Annotated in this window: 15 protein-coding genes; 9 read left to right on the forward strand and 6 right to left on the reverse strand. The window is 59.5% G+C overall.

The features are described 5' to 3' along the window. Positions 1-109: 109 nt before the first annotated feature. Positions 110-1,015, reverse strand: coding sequence for an OmpA family protein (locus BSF40_RS13290; RefSeq protein ID WP_095965466.1), 906 nt, complete (start codon positions 1,013-1,015; stop codon positions 110-112). A gap of 159 nt (positions 1,016-1,174) precedes the next feature. Here BSF40_RS13290 and pyrC point away from each other — a divergent pair, with 159 nt between their 5' ends. Together pyrC and rnt are read left to right on the forward strand one after the other, a co-directional pair. Further along, positions 1,175-2,221, forward strand: coding sequence for a dihydroorotase (gene pyrC / locus BSF40_RS13295; RefSeq protein WP_015096688.1), 1,047 nt, complete (start codon positions 1,175-1,177; stop codon positions 2,219-2,221). Continuing rightward, entirely contained in the window at positions 2,218-2,895 is a 678-nt protein-coding gene (rnt, locus tag BSF40_RS13300; protein WP_007972317.1) for a ribonuclease T, read from the forward strand. Before pyrC ends, rnt begins: the two co-directional genes overlap by 4 nt. Positions 2,896-3,083: 188 nt before the next feature. On the opposite strand, the gene BSF40_RS13310 is transcribed toward rnt, so the two are convergent. Continuing rightward, complete coding sequence (locus tag BSF40_RS13310; protein ID WP_007971324.1) at positions 3,084-3,686, reverse strand: peroxiredoxin; 603 nt, start codon at positions 3,684-3,686, stop codon at positions 3,084-3,086. 312 nt (positions 3,687-3,998) lie between these two features. Between BSF40_RS13310 and BSF40_RS13315 the strand changes: the two genes are divergently transcribed. Both BSF40_RS13315 and bfr read left to right on the forward strand, forming a co-directional pair. After that, positions 3,999-4,217, forward strand: a complete 219-nt coding sequence (locus BSF40_RS13315; RefSeq protein WP_007985869.1) for a bacterioferritin-associated ferredoxin — start codon at positions 3,999-4,001, stop codon at positions 4,215-4,217. Between the two features lie 198 nt (positions 4,218-4,415). Beyond that, on the forward strand, positions 4,416-4,892 hold the full coding sequence (gene bfr, locus BSF40_RS13320; RefSeq protein ID WP_007985870.1) for a bacterioferritin: 477 nt from the start codon (positions 4,416-4,418) through the stop codon (positions 4,890-4,892). 188 nt (positions 4,893-5,080) lie between these two features. Here the strand turns inward: bfr and grxD are convergent, their stop codons facing one another. After that, positions 5,081-5,422, reverse strand: a complete 342-nt coding sequence (gene grxD, locus BSF40_RS13325) for a Grx4 family monothiol glutaredoxin (protein WP_007971318.1) — start codon at positions 5,420-5,422, stop codon at positions 5,081-5,083. Positions 5,423-5,519: 97 nt separating this feature from the next. Next, entirely contained in the window at positions 5,520-7,628 is a 2,109-nt protein-coding gene (locus tag BSF40_RS13330; protein WP_095965468.1) for a molybdopterin oxidoreductase family protein, read from the reverse strand. A 564-nt stretch (positions 7,629-8,192) separates the two neighbouring features. Between BSF40_RS13330 and argF the strand changes: the two genes are divergently transcribed. Both argF and BSF40_RS13340 read left to right on the forward strand, forming a co-directional pair. Then, complete coding sequence (argF, locus tag BSF40_RS13335) at positions 8,193-9,113, forward strand: ornithine carbamoyltransferase (RefSeq protein WP_033047492.1); 921 nt, start codon at positions 8,193-8,195, stop codon at positions 9,111-9,113. Further along, positions 9,110-10,219 carry an ABC transporter ATP-binding protein gene (locus tag BSF40_RS13340; protein ID WP_095965469.1) on the forward strand — a complete coding sequence of 370 codons (1,110 nt, stop codon included), beginning with the start codon at positions 9,110-9,112 and terminating at the stop codon, positions 10,217-10,219. The genes argF and BSF40_RS13340 overlap by 4 nt, the downstream gene beginning before the upstream one ends. Before the next feature lie 116 nt (positions 10,220-10,335). Here BSF40_RS13340 and BSF40_RS13345 read toward each other — a convergent pair whose 3' ends face one another. Then, a complete protein-coding gene (locus tag BSF40_RS13345; protein ID WP_095965470.1) occupies positions 10,336-11,118 on the reverse strand; it encodes a PhzF family phenazine biosynthesis protein in 783 nt (260 codons plus the stop codon). Between the two features lie 94 nt (positions 11,119-11,212). Next, entirely contained in the window at positions 11,213-11,683 is a 471-nt protein-coding gene (gene ybaK / locus BSF40_RS13350) for a Cys-tRNA(Pro) deacylase (protein WP_007971306.1), read from the reverse strand. A 348-nt stretch (positions 11,684-12,031) separates the two neighbouring features. On the opposite strand from ybaK, the gene BSF40_RS13355 reads away from it, so the two are divergent. From BSF40_RS13355 to BSF40_RS13365, 3 genes are all read left to right on the forward strand, one after another. Next, positions 12,032-12,883 carry an MIP/aquaporin family protein gene (locus BSF40_RS13355; RefSeq protein ID WP_095965471.1) on the forward strand — a complete coding sequence of 284 codons (852 nt, stop codon included), beginning with the start codon at positions 12,032-12,034 and terminating at the stop codon, positions 12,881-12,883. A 73-nt stretch (positions 12,884-12,956) separates the two neighbouring features. Further along, on the forward strand, positions 12,957-14,462 hold the full coding sequence (glpK, locus tag BSF40_RS13360) for a glycerol kinase GlpK (protein WP_095965472.1): 1,506 nt from the start codon (positions 12,957-12,959) through the stop codon (positions 14,460-14,462). Between the two features lie 95 nt (positions 14,463-14,557). After that, positions 14,558-15,313 (forward strand): DeoR/GlpR family transcriptional regulator, encoded by a 756-nt coding sequence (locus tag BSF40_RS13365; RefSeq protein WP_007971301.1) that lies wholly within the window; start codon positions 14,558-14,560, stop codon positions 15,311-15,313. Positions 15,314-15,399 lie beyond the last annotated feature (86 nt).

Below are 15,399 nucleotides of genomic sequence, written 5' to 3' on the forward strand. Positions count from 1 at the left end.
TACGGAAAGCCGTGAAGTCTACCGCTCATGCAGGATAATTTACAGAGGCGCGACAGCTTATGACGACCAAGCGACAGAATCTGTCGAGAGCGCGACGATGACTAAAGGGTCAGGAAGTTGCCGAAGTGGCCGCTTTCGTCGCTTGCGGGGCAACTTGTTCCGCGGGCGCTGCCCGCTCAAGGCGTACCGCTACCCGACGGTTCTTCGCACGGTTGGCGTTGTTGGTATTGGGCGCCAGCGGATAACGTTCGCCATGGAAACGCAGGGTGATTTGCGACTCCTGGATGCCGTTGGCCTTGAAGAACTCCATCACTGCCAGGACCCGGCGCCGCGACAGGTCGCGATTGGTCAGGCGGTTGCCGCTGTTGTCGGAGTGACCGTCGAGCTCGATGTGATTGACCGTCGGATCAGCCTTCATGTACTCCAGCATGACCTGCAGCTTGGCTTTCGCGGCACTGTCGAGCTCGATCCCGCCGCCAGGGAAGCCGATTTGGGATTGTTTCACCTGCTCGAAGTTCTGCGGCAACAGTTTGGCCACGCAGCTTTGATAATCGGCAAACGCCCTGGTGAACCTGACCGGCAGCAAGCGCACTTCCGACACCCGGCCATCTCCCGAGGAATGGCGAACCACCGGGCTGCGACCGTCCATCAGACCGCTGATCAGGCGTCCGGCCTGCACCTGTGAACTGTTGAACATCACGTTGCCGCTGCCGATTCTCACCGTGCCCAGATTGATATCGTCACGCCCCGGTTGCCACGGTGCGGCAGCGGCCAGCAAGGTCGCCGAACCTCCGCCCATCATCGGGTTATAGGCTTTCAGACGGAACGTTGCCTGCTCACCGGCCTTGCGCACGAACTCCCCCGAACCGAAGTCGGTAATCGGCTGCGTCAGGCGGCATTCGAACTTGTCGCCTTCGACCGTCCACTCAATGCTCTCCAGGCGGGTCTGAAAAGTGAGCGCCATCGCGGGAAGGCTGGCAAACACACTGAGCAAGGCTAAATAACGCTGGCGCACGGGAGGCTCCACTGGCTTCTACAACAAAAAGACCGACACACACATGTTTACGGCATACCTGTTGGATATCGGAAGCTTGCGGCAAAACTTGATAGCGAGTGCCTGCAAGAGTCTTTTCCGGTAGCATTCCCTTGAGTTTGACCCGCCTGGAATCCCCTCATGTCCGACCGCCTGACCCTGCTGCGTCCCGACGACTGGCACATTCATCTTCGCGATGGTGCCGTGTTGACCAATACCGTCGCGGATGTCGCGCGCACCTTTGGCCGCGCCATCATCATGCCCAACCTGGTTCCACCGGTGCGCAACGCGGCCGAAGCCGACGGCTATCGCCAGCGGATTCTCGCTGCCCGCCCGGCCGGCAGCCCGTTCGAACCGCTGATGGTCCTGTACCTGACCGACCGCACCCAGCCTGAAGAGATCCGTGAGGCCAAGGCCAGCGGATTCGTGCACGCCGCCAAGCTGTACCCGGCCGGCGCAACCACCAACTCGGACTCTGGTGTTACCAGCATCGACAAGATTTTCCCTGCACTCGAGGCCATGGCCGAAGTCGGGATGCCGTTGCTGATCCACGGCGAAGTCACCCGTGGCGATGTCGACGTGTTCGACCGCGAAAAAATCTTCATCGACGAGCACATGCGTCGTGTGGTCGAGCGTTTCCCGACCCTCAAGGTGGTGTTCGAACACATCACCACCGCTGATGCCGTGCAGTTCGTCAACTCGGCTTCGGCCAACGTTGGCGCGACCATCACCGCGCATCACCTGCTGTACAACCGCAACCACATGCTGGTGGGCGGGATTCGGCCGCATTTCTACTGCCTGCCGATCCTCAAGCGCAATACGCACCAGGAAGCCCTGCTCGACGCCGCCACCAGCGGCAGCGAAAAATTCTTCCTCGGCACCGACTCGGCCCCCCACGCCCAGCACGCCAAGGAAGCCGCTTGTGGTTGCGCCGGCTGCTATACCGCTTATGCGGCGATCGAGATGTACGCCGAAGCGTTCGAACAGCGCAATGCGCTGGACAAGCTCGAAGCCTTCGCCAGCCTCAACGGCCCGCGTTTCTATGGCCTGCCGGCCAACACCGATCGCATCACCCTGGTCCGCGAAGAATGGACCGCCCCTGCCAGCCTGCCGTTTGGCGAGCTGACCGTTATCCCGCTGCGCGCCGGTGAAAAACTGCGCTGGCGCCTGCTGGAGGAACACGCGTGAGTGAAGACCATTTCGACGACGAACTGGAAGGCAATGGCGGCGGTGGCGGTTCCCGTCATCCAATGGCCGCACGGTTTCGTGGTTACCTGCCGGTTGTCGTCGACGTAGAAACCGGTGGCTTCAACTCCGCCACCGACGCCCTGCTGGAAATCGCCGCGACCACCATCGCCATGGATGAAAAGGGTTTTGTCTACCCGGATCACACCTACTTCTTCCGGGTCGAGCCATTCGAAGGCGCGAACATCGAAGCGGCCGCCCTGGAATTCACCGGGATCAAGCTCGATCACCCGCTGCGCATGGCCGTGAGTGAAGAGTCTGCTCTCAACGATATCTTCCGCGGAGTGCGCAAGGCACTCAAGGCCAACGGTTGCAAACGGGCGATCCTGGTCGGGCATAACAGCAGCTTCGACCTGGGCTTCCTGAATGCGGCGGTTGCGCGCCTGGACATGAAGCGCAATCCGTTCCATCCGTTCTCCAGTTTCGATACCGCGACACTCGCGGGCCTGGCATACGGCCAGACCGTGCTGGCCAAGGCGTGCCAGGCAGCGGACATCGACTTCGACGGTCGCGAGGCCCACTCGGCCCGCTACGACACCGAAAAGACGGCAGAGCTGTTCTGCGGCATCGTCAATCGCTGGAAACAGATGGGTGGCTGGGAAGACTTCAACGATTGATGGATTTCTGTAGGAGCGAGCCTGCTCGCGATGGTCGTGAACGAAGACGCGGGGAACCTGACACCCCGCGGAGTTCTTGAGTCCATCGCGAGCAAGCTCGCTCCTACAGGGATTTCAGTCGCAGATTTATTTCCGCGCATAAAAAAACCGGCCTCGATGGCCGGTTTTTTTTACCTGCAGCGTGCGCCTTACAGAGCGGCAGCGTGCTCGGTCAGGTAAGCCGCAACGCCTTCTGGCGAAGCGTTCATGCCTTTGTCGCCTTTCTTCCAGTTGGCAGGGCAGACTTCGCCGTGCTCTTCGTGGAATTGCAGAGCGTCGACCAGACGCAGCAGCTCTTCCATGTTACGGCCCAGCGGCAGGTCGTTGATGATCTGCGAACGGACAACGCCTTTGTCGTCGATCAGGAACGCGCCACGGAACGCTACGCCATCAGCGGACTGGACGTCGTAGGCCTTCATGATTTCCTGCTTGATGTCGGCAGCCATGGTGTAGCGAACTTCGCCGATACCGCCATTGTTGACCGGGGTGTTGCGCCAGGCGTTGTGGGTGAAGTGCGAGTCGATCGATACGGCGACCACTTCAACGTTGCGCGCCTTGAACTCGGACATGCGGTTGTCCAGAGCGATCAGCTCGGACGGGCAAACGAAGGTGAAGTCCAGCGGGTAGAAGAACACCAGGCCGTATTTGCCTTTGATCGCCGAAGACAGGGTGAAGCTGTCAACGATCTCGCCATTGCCGAGTACGGCCGGTACGGTGAAGTCAGGGGCTTGTTTGCCTACGAGTACGCTCATTGGATATCTCCTGGTGTAATAGCGTGAGAAACAGGGTTCGCATCAGCCTGCCACCCTGAGGCGACAGCCCTGTGACACGAACCCCGGTCGCAAAAGACCGGCCATCATACACCGCGTGTTTGAGCTGGCTTAGCTGTTTTTTCCCGGTACGATGAAATCCCCGACGGTTTTGTATCGCCGGTTTGCCATATTGACCGTTCGTCAGCCACTCCCCGCTTATGACGAAAAGTACTCTGAAACCACTTTGACAATCATTCTCGTTAACATTAAGATCCATCGCAATTGAGTCACAATCAGCGACGGTCCTTCCTTATGTATGTCTGCCTCTGCACTGGCGTCACCGACGGTCAAATCCGCGATGCGATCTATGAAGGATGCTGCAGCTACAAGGAAGTCCGCGTAGCGACCGGCGTTGCCAGTCAATGCGGCAAATGTGCCTGCCTCGCCAAGGAAGTGGTCCGTGAGACCCTGACCAAACTGCAAACGGCCCAGGCTGCAATTCCCTATCCAGCAGAATTTACAGCCGCTTAAGTATCGATTTTCAAAGAACCGGACATATGTCCGGTTTTTTTATGTCTCAAAATCAACTAGTTATGCTCTAGACGCGGAACACAAACATTCTTATTCCGATTAATTTTCATTTAAGTTTCAATAACTTAGGTTTGACACTATTAAATACGCGGCTCAAACTCTGTTCTATTGACAGCTAATACAGGACAGGACCCCATCATGAAAGGCGACGTTACAGTCATCCAGCATCTCAACAAGATCCTTGCCAATGAGCTGGTCGCGATCAATCAATACTTCCTGCATGCGCGCATGTACGAAGATTGGGGCCTGAACAAGCTCGGCAAACACGAGTACCACGAGTCCATCGACGAGATGAAGCACGCGGACAAGCTGATCAAGCGCATCCTGTTCCTTGAAGGCCTGCCGAACGTCCAGGACCTGGGCAAGCTGCACATCGGCGAACACACCAAGGAAATGCTCGAGTGCGACCTGCGTATCGAGAAAACCGGCCATGCCGACCTCAAGGTAGCCATCGCGCATTGCGAAACAGTTGGCGACTTCGGCAGCCGTGAGCTGCTTGAAGATATCCTCGAGTCCGAAGAAGAACATATCGACTGGCTGGAAACCCAGTTGGGCCTGATCGACAAGATCGGTATCGAAAACTATCTGCAATCGCAGATGGGTGAAGACGAGTAAGTTCCAGGCCATTAATTTCGATGCAATAAAAAGCCCCGCCCTCTTTCGAGTGGCGGGGCTTTTTTGTGCCTGCCGTTGTTGTAGGAGCGAGCTTGCTCGCGATGGTGGTCAACGATAACGCGGAAAATCTGGTTCCCCGCGGCGTTCTTTAGTCCATCGCGAGCAAGCTCGCTCCTACAGGAAGCGAATCAGGCCTCGGTCTTTGGAGCAGCGGCCTTGGCGGCGGCGTCCTTGATCAGGCTCTGCAGCGAACCGTCAGCGGCCATTTCAGTCATGATGTCGCTACCGCCGACCAGCTCACCGGCAACCCACAGTTGCGGGAAGGTTGGCCAGTTGGCGTATTTTGGCAGGTTGGCGCGGATTTCCGGGTTCTGCAGGATGTCCACGTACGCAAACTTTTCACCACACGCCATCACGGCCTGTGCAGCTTTCGCGGAGAAGCCGCACTGCGGGGCATTTGGCGAGCCTTTCATGTAAAGCAGAATGGTGTTGTTGGCAATCTGCTCTTTAATCGTTTCGATGATATCCATGGAGCACCTCGGCTGAACTTTCCGACTCATGGGTCGGCACGGTGGCGCATTGTAACGGAAAGCCGAGCGCCCTGCTCGGTCTCTCCGTCAGACTGATTCAAGCCGCCGCCACGGTCACTGGCACGCCATTGAGCGCGGCATTTCCCGACAGTTCGTCAATCCGGCATTCGTCGGTCAGGTCATTGGCGCTGGAGCCCGGCTGGCTGCTGGCAATCGACATTTGCACGCCCGGCCGCGCGTGGCCCCAGCCGTGCGGCAGGCTGACCACGCCTTTCATCATATCAAGACTGCCCAGCACTTCGACCTCAATCACACCCACCCGCGAACTGACCCGAACACGTTGCCCGTCACTGAGCCCGCGACTGGCCAGATCGTCCGGATGCATCAGCAACTGGTGTCGAGGCTTGCCCTTCACCAACCGATGATAGTTATGCATCCATGAGTTGTTGCTGCGTACATGCCGGCGGCCAATCATCAACAGCTCGTCGGCGGCCGGCGCCTTCAAGGCTGCGAAGCGCGCCAGGTCAGCGAGAATCGCCGCCGGCGCGGCCTGGATACGTTGATTGGCAGTTTTCAGGCGTGGTGCCAGGTTGGGCTTGAGCGCCCCCAGATCGACACCATGGGGATGATCGAACAAAGTCGCCAATGACAGCTTGAACTCTGAAGTGTCGCCGTACATCCCCATGCGCAGGCCGCGATCGATCATTTGCGCCGGGGCGATGGTCGGCTTCAACGCTTTGCCGGTCCTGGCGGCAAACGCCTTGGCCAGCCCGACGAAGATCTCCCAGTCGTGCAGTGCACCTTTGGGTTTGGCGAGGATTGCGCGGTTGAAACGGCTGACGTTACGCACCGCGAACAGGTTGAATGTGGTGTCGTAATGATCGTTTTCCAGCGCCGATGTGGACGGCAGGATCAGGTCGGCGTAGCGCGTGGTTTCATTGATGTACAGGTCGATGCTGACCATGAAATCCAGCCCGTCCAGTGCCTGCTCGAGTTTTCGGCCATTGGGCGTGGACAGCACCGGATTGCCCGCCACGGTGATCAGCGCCCGGACTTGCCCGTCTCCTTCGGTGAGCATTTCTTCGGCCAGTGCAGAGACTGGCAGCTCTCCGGCGTATTCCGGGCGCCCGGAAACCCGGCTCTGCCACAGATTGAAATGCCCGCCCGAAGTCGTCGCCACCAGGTCCACCGCCGGCTCGGTGCACAAGGCCCCCCCTACGCGGTCGAGGTTGCCGGTGACCAGATTGATCAACTGCACCGCCCAGTGACAAAGTGTTCCGAAGGCTTGGGTCGAGACGCCCATGCGGCCATAGCAGACAGCCGAGGGCGCCGCGGCGAAGTCTCGCGCCAATTGGCGGATCTGTTCGGCGGGTACGGCGCACAACGGACTCATGGCCTCGGCGGTGAACGGCGCGACGGCCTCCCGCACGTCCTCCAGACCGTCTACCGGCAGATGGCTGTCGCGGGTCAGACCCTCAGCGAACAAGGTGTTGAGCAACCCGAACAACAACGCGGCATCACCGCCCGGGCGCACAAACAGGTGCTGATCGGCAATCGCCGCCGTTTCACTGCGGCGAGGGTCGACCACCACCACTTTGCCACCCCGGGCCTGTATCGCCTTCAAGCGTTTTTCCACATCCGGCACGGTCATGATGCTGCCGTTCGAAGCCAGCGGGTTGCCACCCAGGATCAGCATGAAATCGGTGTGATCGATGTCCGGGATCGGGAGCAACAAACCGTGGCCGTACATCAAATGGCTGGTCAGGTGATGGGGCAATTGATCGACCGACGTCGCGGAAAACCGGTTGCGGGTTTTCAGCAGGCCGAGGAAGTAATTGCTGTGGGTCATCAGCCCGTAATTGTGCACGCTCGGGTTGCCTTGATAGACCGCCACGGCGTTTTGCCCATGACGCTCCTGAATCGCCGCCAGACGCTCGGCCACCAGGTTGAATGCCGCGTCCCACTCGATGGGCTGCCATTCATTGCCCACCCGCTGCATCGGCTGATGCAGGCGATCCGGATCGTTCTGGATGTCTTGCAGGGCCACGGCTTTGGGGCAGATGTGCCCACGGCTGAACGTATCCTGGGGGTCACCCTTGATCGATGTGATCTGGACGTTACCGCCTTCGACCCCGGTGGTTTCGATGGTCAGGCCGCAGATGGCTTCGCACAAATGGCATGCACGATGATGGAGAGTCTTGGTCATGGCCAGTCTCTGTCTTGTTATGGGCGGGCAACGTTGGCCACGGAAGCAAAACTATGGCGCCTGCCCCGTCACCGCGCCAGCGACGTTCGTCTTGTGAATCGAGGGTCATCAGGCCAGCCGATAGCCGCCAGAGTCCAGTTCGAAGGCAGCCTGGGCGGCGCCTGCATGTGGATTTGCTGAAGGAATTCAATCGGTTCTTGGGGGGCCATGCACACTGATCAGGCGCCCGTGCCCTTCGAGCCTGGCAGGGATGAATGACAGGTCAGAAACCGACTGTCAGCGCACCATTGCTGCCCCGCCTGATTGCCAAGCCCCGAGAGGCCGGTGTACAAATGAACTGCTGTTTTCAGGAAACAGGCTTCAAAAGCGCTACCTCGGTGAACCCGTAGCACCTCTGAAACTCCCTAAAAACCGTAGCCCTATTGGTAAGACGCGACATTTAATTATAAGATCGCGCCTTCCCCTATTTCGTCGCCCCGTGCGGCTTACGCCGCAGGTCTCGCCCGTTGTTCCGTCAAACAAGGCTTTGAGCATCTGCGGTTTGTAGCAAAAAGGTAGTCAATGATGAGCGCAAGGCACTTTCTCTCCCTGATGGATTGCACGCCCGAAGAGCTGGTCAGCGTGATCCGTCGAGGCGTTGAGCTCAAGGACCTGCGTAACCGCGGCGTACTGTTCGAGCCTCTGAAAAACCGCGTCCTGGGGATGATTTTCGAGAAATCCTCGACCCGCACCCGAATCTCCTTTGAGGCCGGCATGATCCAGCTCGGCGGCCAGGCGATCTTCCTGTCGCCACGCGACACCCAACTGGGCCGTGGCGAGCCGATCGGCGACTGTGCCATCGTCATGTCGAGCATGCTCGACGCCGTGATGATCCGTACCTTTGCCCACAGCAACCTGACCGAATTCGCCGCCAACTCCCGCGTACCGGTGATCAATGGCCTGTCCGATGACCTGCACCCGTGCCAGTTGCTGGCCGACATGCAGACCTTCCTCGAACACCGTGGCTCCATCCAGGGCAAGACCGTGGCCTGGATCGGTGATGGCAACAACATGTGCAACAGCTATATAGAAGCGGCGATCCAGTTCGACTTCCAGTTGCGCGTTGCCTGCCCGGAAGGCTACGAGCCCAACCCGGTGTTCCTGGCCAAGGCCGGCGATCGGGTCTCCATCGTTCGCGACCCGAAAGACGCCGTGCGCGGTGCACACCTGGTGAGCACCGACGTCTGGACCTCCATGGGCCAGGAAGAGGAAACCGCCAAGCGCCTGCAACTGTTCGCACCGTTCCAGGTCAACCGCGCCCTGCTCGACCTGGCCGCTGACGACGTGCTGTTCATGCACTGCCTGCCGGCGCACCGTGGCGAGGAAATCAGCGTCGACCTGCTCGACGACAAACGCTCGGTGGCCTGGGATCAAGCGGAAAACCGCCTGCATGCGCAAAAAGCCCTGCTCGAGTTCCTCGTCGAACCGGCGTATCACCACGCATGAGCCAGCCATTACTGCTTAACCTGCGCAACCTCGCCTGCGGCTATCAAGACCAACGCGTGGTGCAGAACCTGAACCTGCATTTGAACGCCGGTGACATCGGTTGCCTGCTGGGCTCTTCCGGCTGCGGCAAGACCACCACTCTGCGGGCTATTGCCGGTTTCGAACCGGTACACGAAGGCGAAATCCAGCTGGCCGGCGAGACCATCTCCAGCGCCGGCTTCACCCTCGCCCCGGAGAAACGCCGCATCGGCATGGTATTCCAGGACTACGCGCTGTTCCCGCACTTGAGCGTGGCCGACAACATCGCCTTCGGCATTCGCAAGCATCCGCAAAAGGATCGCGTCACCGAAGAACTGCTGGAACTGGTCAACCTGAAGAACCTCGGCAAGCGTTTCCCCCACGAGCTTTCCGGTGGGCAGCAGCAACGTGTCGCCCTGGCCCGCGCACTGGCGCCGGAACCGCAACTGCTGTTGCTCGACGAGCCGTTCTCCAACCTCGATGGCGAATTGCGCCGCAAGCTCAGCCATGAAGTACGCGACATCCTCAAGGCCCGTGGCACCAGCGCGATTCTGGTGACACACGACCAGGAAGAAGCCTTCGCGGTCAGCGACCACGTTGGCGTGTTCAAGGAAGGTCGACTGGAACAGTGGGATACGCCCTACAACCTGTATCACGAACCACTGACGCCCTTTGTAGCCAGCTTCATCGGCCAGGGCTATTTCATTCGCGGTCAGTTGAGCAGCCCGGAGTCGGTGCAAACCGAGCTGGGTGAGCTGCGCGGCAACCGGGCCTACACCTGGCCGGTAGGCGGTGCCGTGGACGTGCTGCTGCGTCCGGACGATATCGTCTACGCACCGGACAGCGCACTGAAGGCACGAATCGCCGGCAAGACGTTCCTGGGGGCTTCGACCCTGTATCGCTTGCAGCTGCCGACAGGCGCGCAGTTGGAGTCGATCTTCCCGAGCCATGTCGATCGCCAGGTCGGGGCGGATGTGGGCATTCGTGTCGCGGCTGAACACCTGGTGCTGTTCCAGGCGTCCGGCAGCACGGCGGCGCAGATTCCTGCTGTTGAATCGGGTGTCCGGCGCTACAGCACAGCCAGCTGATACACACGAAACAATTGTGGGAGCGGGCTTGCTCGCGAAGGCGGTGTGCCAGTCAAAGCTGATGTCGACTGATTCACCGCCTTCGCGAGCAAGCCCGCTCCCACAATGGAATTGAGTCAACCCAGCAAAAGCGTTCCGCTTGCTACGAGCGTCGCATCCCCGCCGATCTTCACCCGCTCGCCTTCCAGCCGGCAGAACAACTCCCCGCCCCGCGTCGAGCGCTGACAAGCCGTCAGGTTCGACTTGCCCAAACGCTTTGACCAGTACGGAATCAGAAGACAATGGGTCGATCCGGTCACCGGGTCTTCATTGATGCCGATTGCCGGGGCGAAGTAACGGGAAACGAAATCGTGCTGCGCGCCCCGCGCCGTCACGATGGCGCCCAACCATGGCAACTTCGCCAGGGCGACCATGTCCGGCTTGCAATCGAGTACGGCTTGCTCCGACTCCAGCACCACGAACAGCTCATTCGAAGCCAGTACCTCGACAGCCTTCACACCCAGTGCACGCTCGATGTCCGAGATCACGTTCACCGGCGACGCAGTGATCGACGGGAAATCCAGCCACAGTCGTCCACCTTCACGGGTCACGCTCAACGGACCGGATTTGCAGGTGAAGTCCAGTCGCTCGACCGGCTCTTTATAGACCTCAAACAACACATGGGCACTGGCCAGTGTCGCGTGACCGCACAGTGGCACCTCGGTGGTCGGCGTAAACCAGCGGATGTGCCAGCCCTGCCCTTCGCGCACGATAAACGCGGTTTCGGCGAGATTGTGCTCGGCGGCAATCTTCTGCATCAATTCATCGGCGAGCCAGGTATCGAGCCGATAGACCATCGCCGGGTTGCCGCTGAATGGCTGATTGCTGAACGCGTCGACCTGATGAAACTCAAGCTGCATACCCTTCTCCCTTTGTCAGATCGCCGAGCATGCAGCGCCGACCGAACCGGCACCAGTGACAGAACCGGTTGATTTTCACCATACAGCGCTGCGCTCACGCACGGCCGATATCGGCAAACTTCGCCTGGGTGTGTTCGGCCAGCACGGCCGGCGCCAGTTCGACTTCCAGTCCACGCCGGCCGGCACTGACAAAAATGCTGGCAAAGGGCTGGGCCGAGTTATCAATGAAGGTACGCAAACGCTTTTTCTGCCCCAGCGGGCTGATCCCGCCCAACAGATAACCCGTAGAGCGCTGCGCAGCCGCCGGATCGGCCATTTCGACCTTTTTCACGCCGGCGGCATGGGCCAGCCCTTTCAAGTCCAGGCTGCCGACAACCGGCACCACAGCCACCAGTAACTCTCCTTTCTCGCTGGCCGCGAGCAAGGTCTTGAACACTTGCGCCGGGTCGAGCCCGAGCTTTTCCGCGGCTTCCAGACCATAGGAAGCGGCCTTCGGGTCATGTTCGTAACTGTGTACGCGATGTTCGGCCCGAACCTTTTTCAATAAATCCAATGCGGGGGTCATGGCAGCTCCAGACTGGGCGGCAGAAGAAAATACTGCGCCGGATTCTAGGACATTGATCGTTAAAAGGCTCTACGGCGGCGCATTCATGACGCCATTGCCTGGCCATCCCATTGCGCAATGGATCATTCATTCATGCAACGAATAGTTTTTTTGTGACCGATAGTTCACTTTCGACCTTTGACAGCAGCGTTTCTTGTCTATATTTTTTCGTTTCTGAAACTGTACGAAACGTCCTACCGCTGTACCCGGCAGTAAACCGCGACCAGGACGGGGATCCTGCCACGGCGAAAAACGCGCGTTGACCATGTAGGCAAGAACGCGCCAGACAACAAAAAAAATGAGGTTTCAATGACTACTGCTTTACAACAACCGTCGCTCTCGAGCCAATGCATGGCCGAGTTTCTGGGTACGGCGCTGCTGATCTTTTTTGGTACCGGTTGTGTTGCCGCGCTCAAGGTCGCGGGTGCCAGTTTTGGCTTGTGGGAAATCAGCATTATCTGGGGCGTCGGCGTCAGCATGGCGATCTACCTCACCGCCGGGGTTTCCGGGGCTCATCTGAACCCTGCCGTCAGTATTGCCCTGAGCATTTTCGCGGACTTCGAAAAGCGCAAATTGCCTTTCTACGTACTCGCCCAAGTGGCGGGTGCCTTCTGTGGCGCGTTGTTGGTTTACACGCTCTACAGCAATCTATTCTTCGAATTCGAACAAACGCAGCACATGGTTCGTGGCACGCAAGCCAGCCTTGAATTGGCCTCCGTGTTCTCCACCTTCCCGAATCCTGCACTCACCACCGCCCAGGCATTTCTGGTCGAGGTGATCATTACGGCCATCCTGATGGGCGTGATCATGTCCCTGACCGACGACAACAATGGCCTGCCCAAAGGCCCGTTGGCACCGCTGCTGATCGGCCTGCTGATTGCGGTGATCGGTAGCTCGATGGGACCGCTGACCGGTTTTGCCATGAACCCTGCGCGGGACTTCGGCCCTAAACTGATGACTTTCTTCGCTGGCTGGGGTGAAATTTCCCTCACTGGCGGACGCGATATTCCGTACTTCCTGATTCCTGTTTTTGCACCGATTGTTGGTGCCTGCCTCGGCGCCGCCGCCTATCGCGGGCTGATTGCCCGCCATCTGCCAGGCTCCGTAGCTGCTACAAAGGATGAGCTACCTGCCATTGACGGCAAGCCCAGAACGTCCTGATACCGTTGGCGCGTGCCCTGCCCCTTGATCGCGCGCCAGACCTCACTCCCTTTTTTCGTCCAAGGCAATCGACATGACCGACACACAGAATAAGAACTACATCATTGCCCTCGATCAGGGTACGACCAGCTCCCGCGCGATCATTTTCGACCGCGACGCGAACGTGGTCTGCACCGCCCAACGGGAGTTCGCACAGCATTACCCGCAAGCCGGCTGGGTCGAGCATGACCCGATGGAGATCTTCGCCACCCAAAGCGCCGTGATGGTCGAGGCCCTGGCACAAGCCGGCCTGCACCACGACCAGGTAGCCGCCATCGGCATCACCAACCAGCGCGAAACCACCGTGGTGTGGGACAAGAACACCGGCCGCCCGATCTACAACGCCATCGTCTGGCAGTGCCGACGCAGCACCGAGATCTGCCAGCAGCTCAAGCGCGATGGTCACGAGCAATACATCAGCGACACCACCGGCCTGGTCACCGACCCCTACTTCTCCGGTACCAAGCTCAAGTGGATTCTCGATAACGTCGAAGGCAGCCGCGAACGTGCGCGCAACGGCGAACTGCTGTTCGGCACCGTCGACAGCTGGCTGATCTGGAAATTTACCGGCGGCAAGGTGCATGTCACCGACTACACCAACGCTTCGCGCACCATGCTCTTCAACATCCACACCCTGGAGTGGGACGCGAAGATGCTGGAGATGCTGGATATTCCGCGCGAAATGCTGCCGGAAGTTAAATCGTCCTCGGAAATTTATGGCCATACCAAAAGCGGCATCGCCATCGGCGGCATTGCCGGTGACCAGCAAGCTGCCCTGTTCGGACAGATGTGCGTCGAGCCAGGCCAGGCGAAAAACACCTACGGCACTGGCTGCTTCCTGCTGATGAACACCGGTGACAAGGCGGTGAAATCCCAACACGGCATGCTGACCACCATCGCTTGCGGCCCCCGTGGCGAAGTGGCCTACGCGCTGGAAGGCGCGGTGTTCAACGGCGGTTCTACCGTGCAGTGGCTGCGTGACGAACTGAAAATCATCAACGACGCCCACGACACCGAATACTTCGCCAACAAGGTCAAGGACAGCAACGGTGTGTACCTGGTGCCGGCCTTCACCGGTCTTGGCGCTCCCTACTGGGACCCGTACGCCCGTGGCGCACTGTTTGGCCTGACCCGCGGTGTACGCGTGGATCACATCATTCGTGCCGCGCTCGAGTCGATTGCCTACCAGACCCGCGATGTGCTGGACGCCATGCAGCAGGACTCCGGCGAACGCCTCAAGGCCCTGCGCGTGGATGGCGGCGCGGTGGCCAACAACTTCCTCATGCAGTTTCAGGCCGACATCCTCGGCACCCAGGTCGAGCGCCCGCAAATGCGCGAAACCACCGCACTCGGCGCCGCTTACCTGGCAGGCCTGGCCTGTGGCTTCTGGGGCAGCCTGGAAGAGCTGCGTGGCAAGGCCGTGATCGAGCGCCAGTTCGAGCCGACCCTGGATGAAGCTGCGAAGGAAAAACTCTACGCCGGCTGGAAAAAAGCCGTCAGCCGTACCCGTAATTGGGAGGCTGAAGACGCGGCTGAGTAAGCCAGGTCCCAGACTCGTATCTGGTTGTAACTGGTAGGGAGCGGATTCCTGCGGCATCATGGGCAAATTTTGCACGGCAGCCCAAAGGACGCCCCATGAATCTGCCTCCCCGTCAGCAGCAAATCCTCGAACTGGTCCGCGAACGCGGCTATGTCAGCATCGAGGAAATGGCCACGTTGTTCGTTGTTACACCGCAGACCATCCGCCGCGATATCAATCAGCTCGCGGAAGCCAATTTATTGCGTCGCTACCACGGTGGCGCCGCCTATGATTCCAGTGTCGAAAACACCGCCTACGCCATGCGCGCCGATCAGATGCGCGACGAGAAACAGCGTATCGGCGAAGCCATTGCCGCGCAGATTCCCGACCATGCCTCGCTGTTCATCAACATCGGCACCACCACCGAATCCATTGCCCGGGCACTGCTCAACCACAGTCACCTGAAGATCATCACCAACAATCTGCATGTGGCGTCGATGCTCAGCGCCAAGGACGACTTCGACGTGCTGCTGACCGGTGGCAACGTACGGCGCGACGGCGGTGTGGTGGGTCAGGCCAGTGTCGACTTCATCAACCAGTTCAAGGTCGATTTCGCCCTGGTGGGCATCAGTGGTATCGATGAGGACGGTAGCCTGCTGGATTTCGACTATCAGGAAGTGCGGGTATCCCAGGCGATCATCGCCAATGCCCGGCAAGTGATCCTCGCAGCCGACTCCAGCAAGTTTGGGCGCAACGCCATGATTCGCCTGGGGCCGATCAGCCTGGTCGATTGCCTGGTCACCGATCAGCAGCCTTCGCCAGCGCTGGCGCAGCTGCTGAACCAGCACAAGGTTCGGTTGGAAGTCGTTTAACCCCACCATCTCCAGTGCCTACACTGGCGCTATCGCGGGCAAGCCCGCTCCCACAGGCCCGTGTGATCCTTGTGGGAGCGGGCTTG

The organism is Pseudomonas sp. ACN5, from assembly GCF_002303975.1.
Lineage (GTDB): Bacteria > Pseudomonadota > Gammaproteobacteria > Pseudomonadales > Pseudomonadaceae > Aquipseudomonas > Aquipseudomonas laurylsulfatiphila.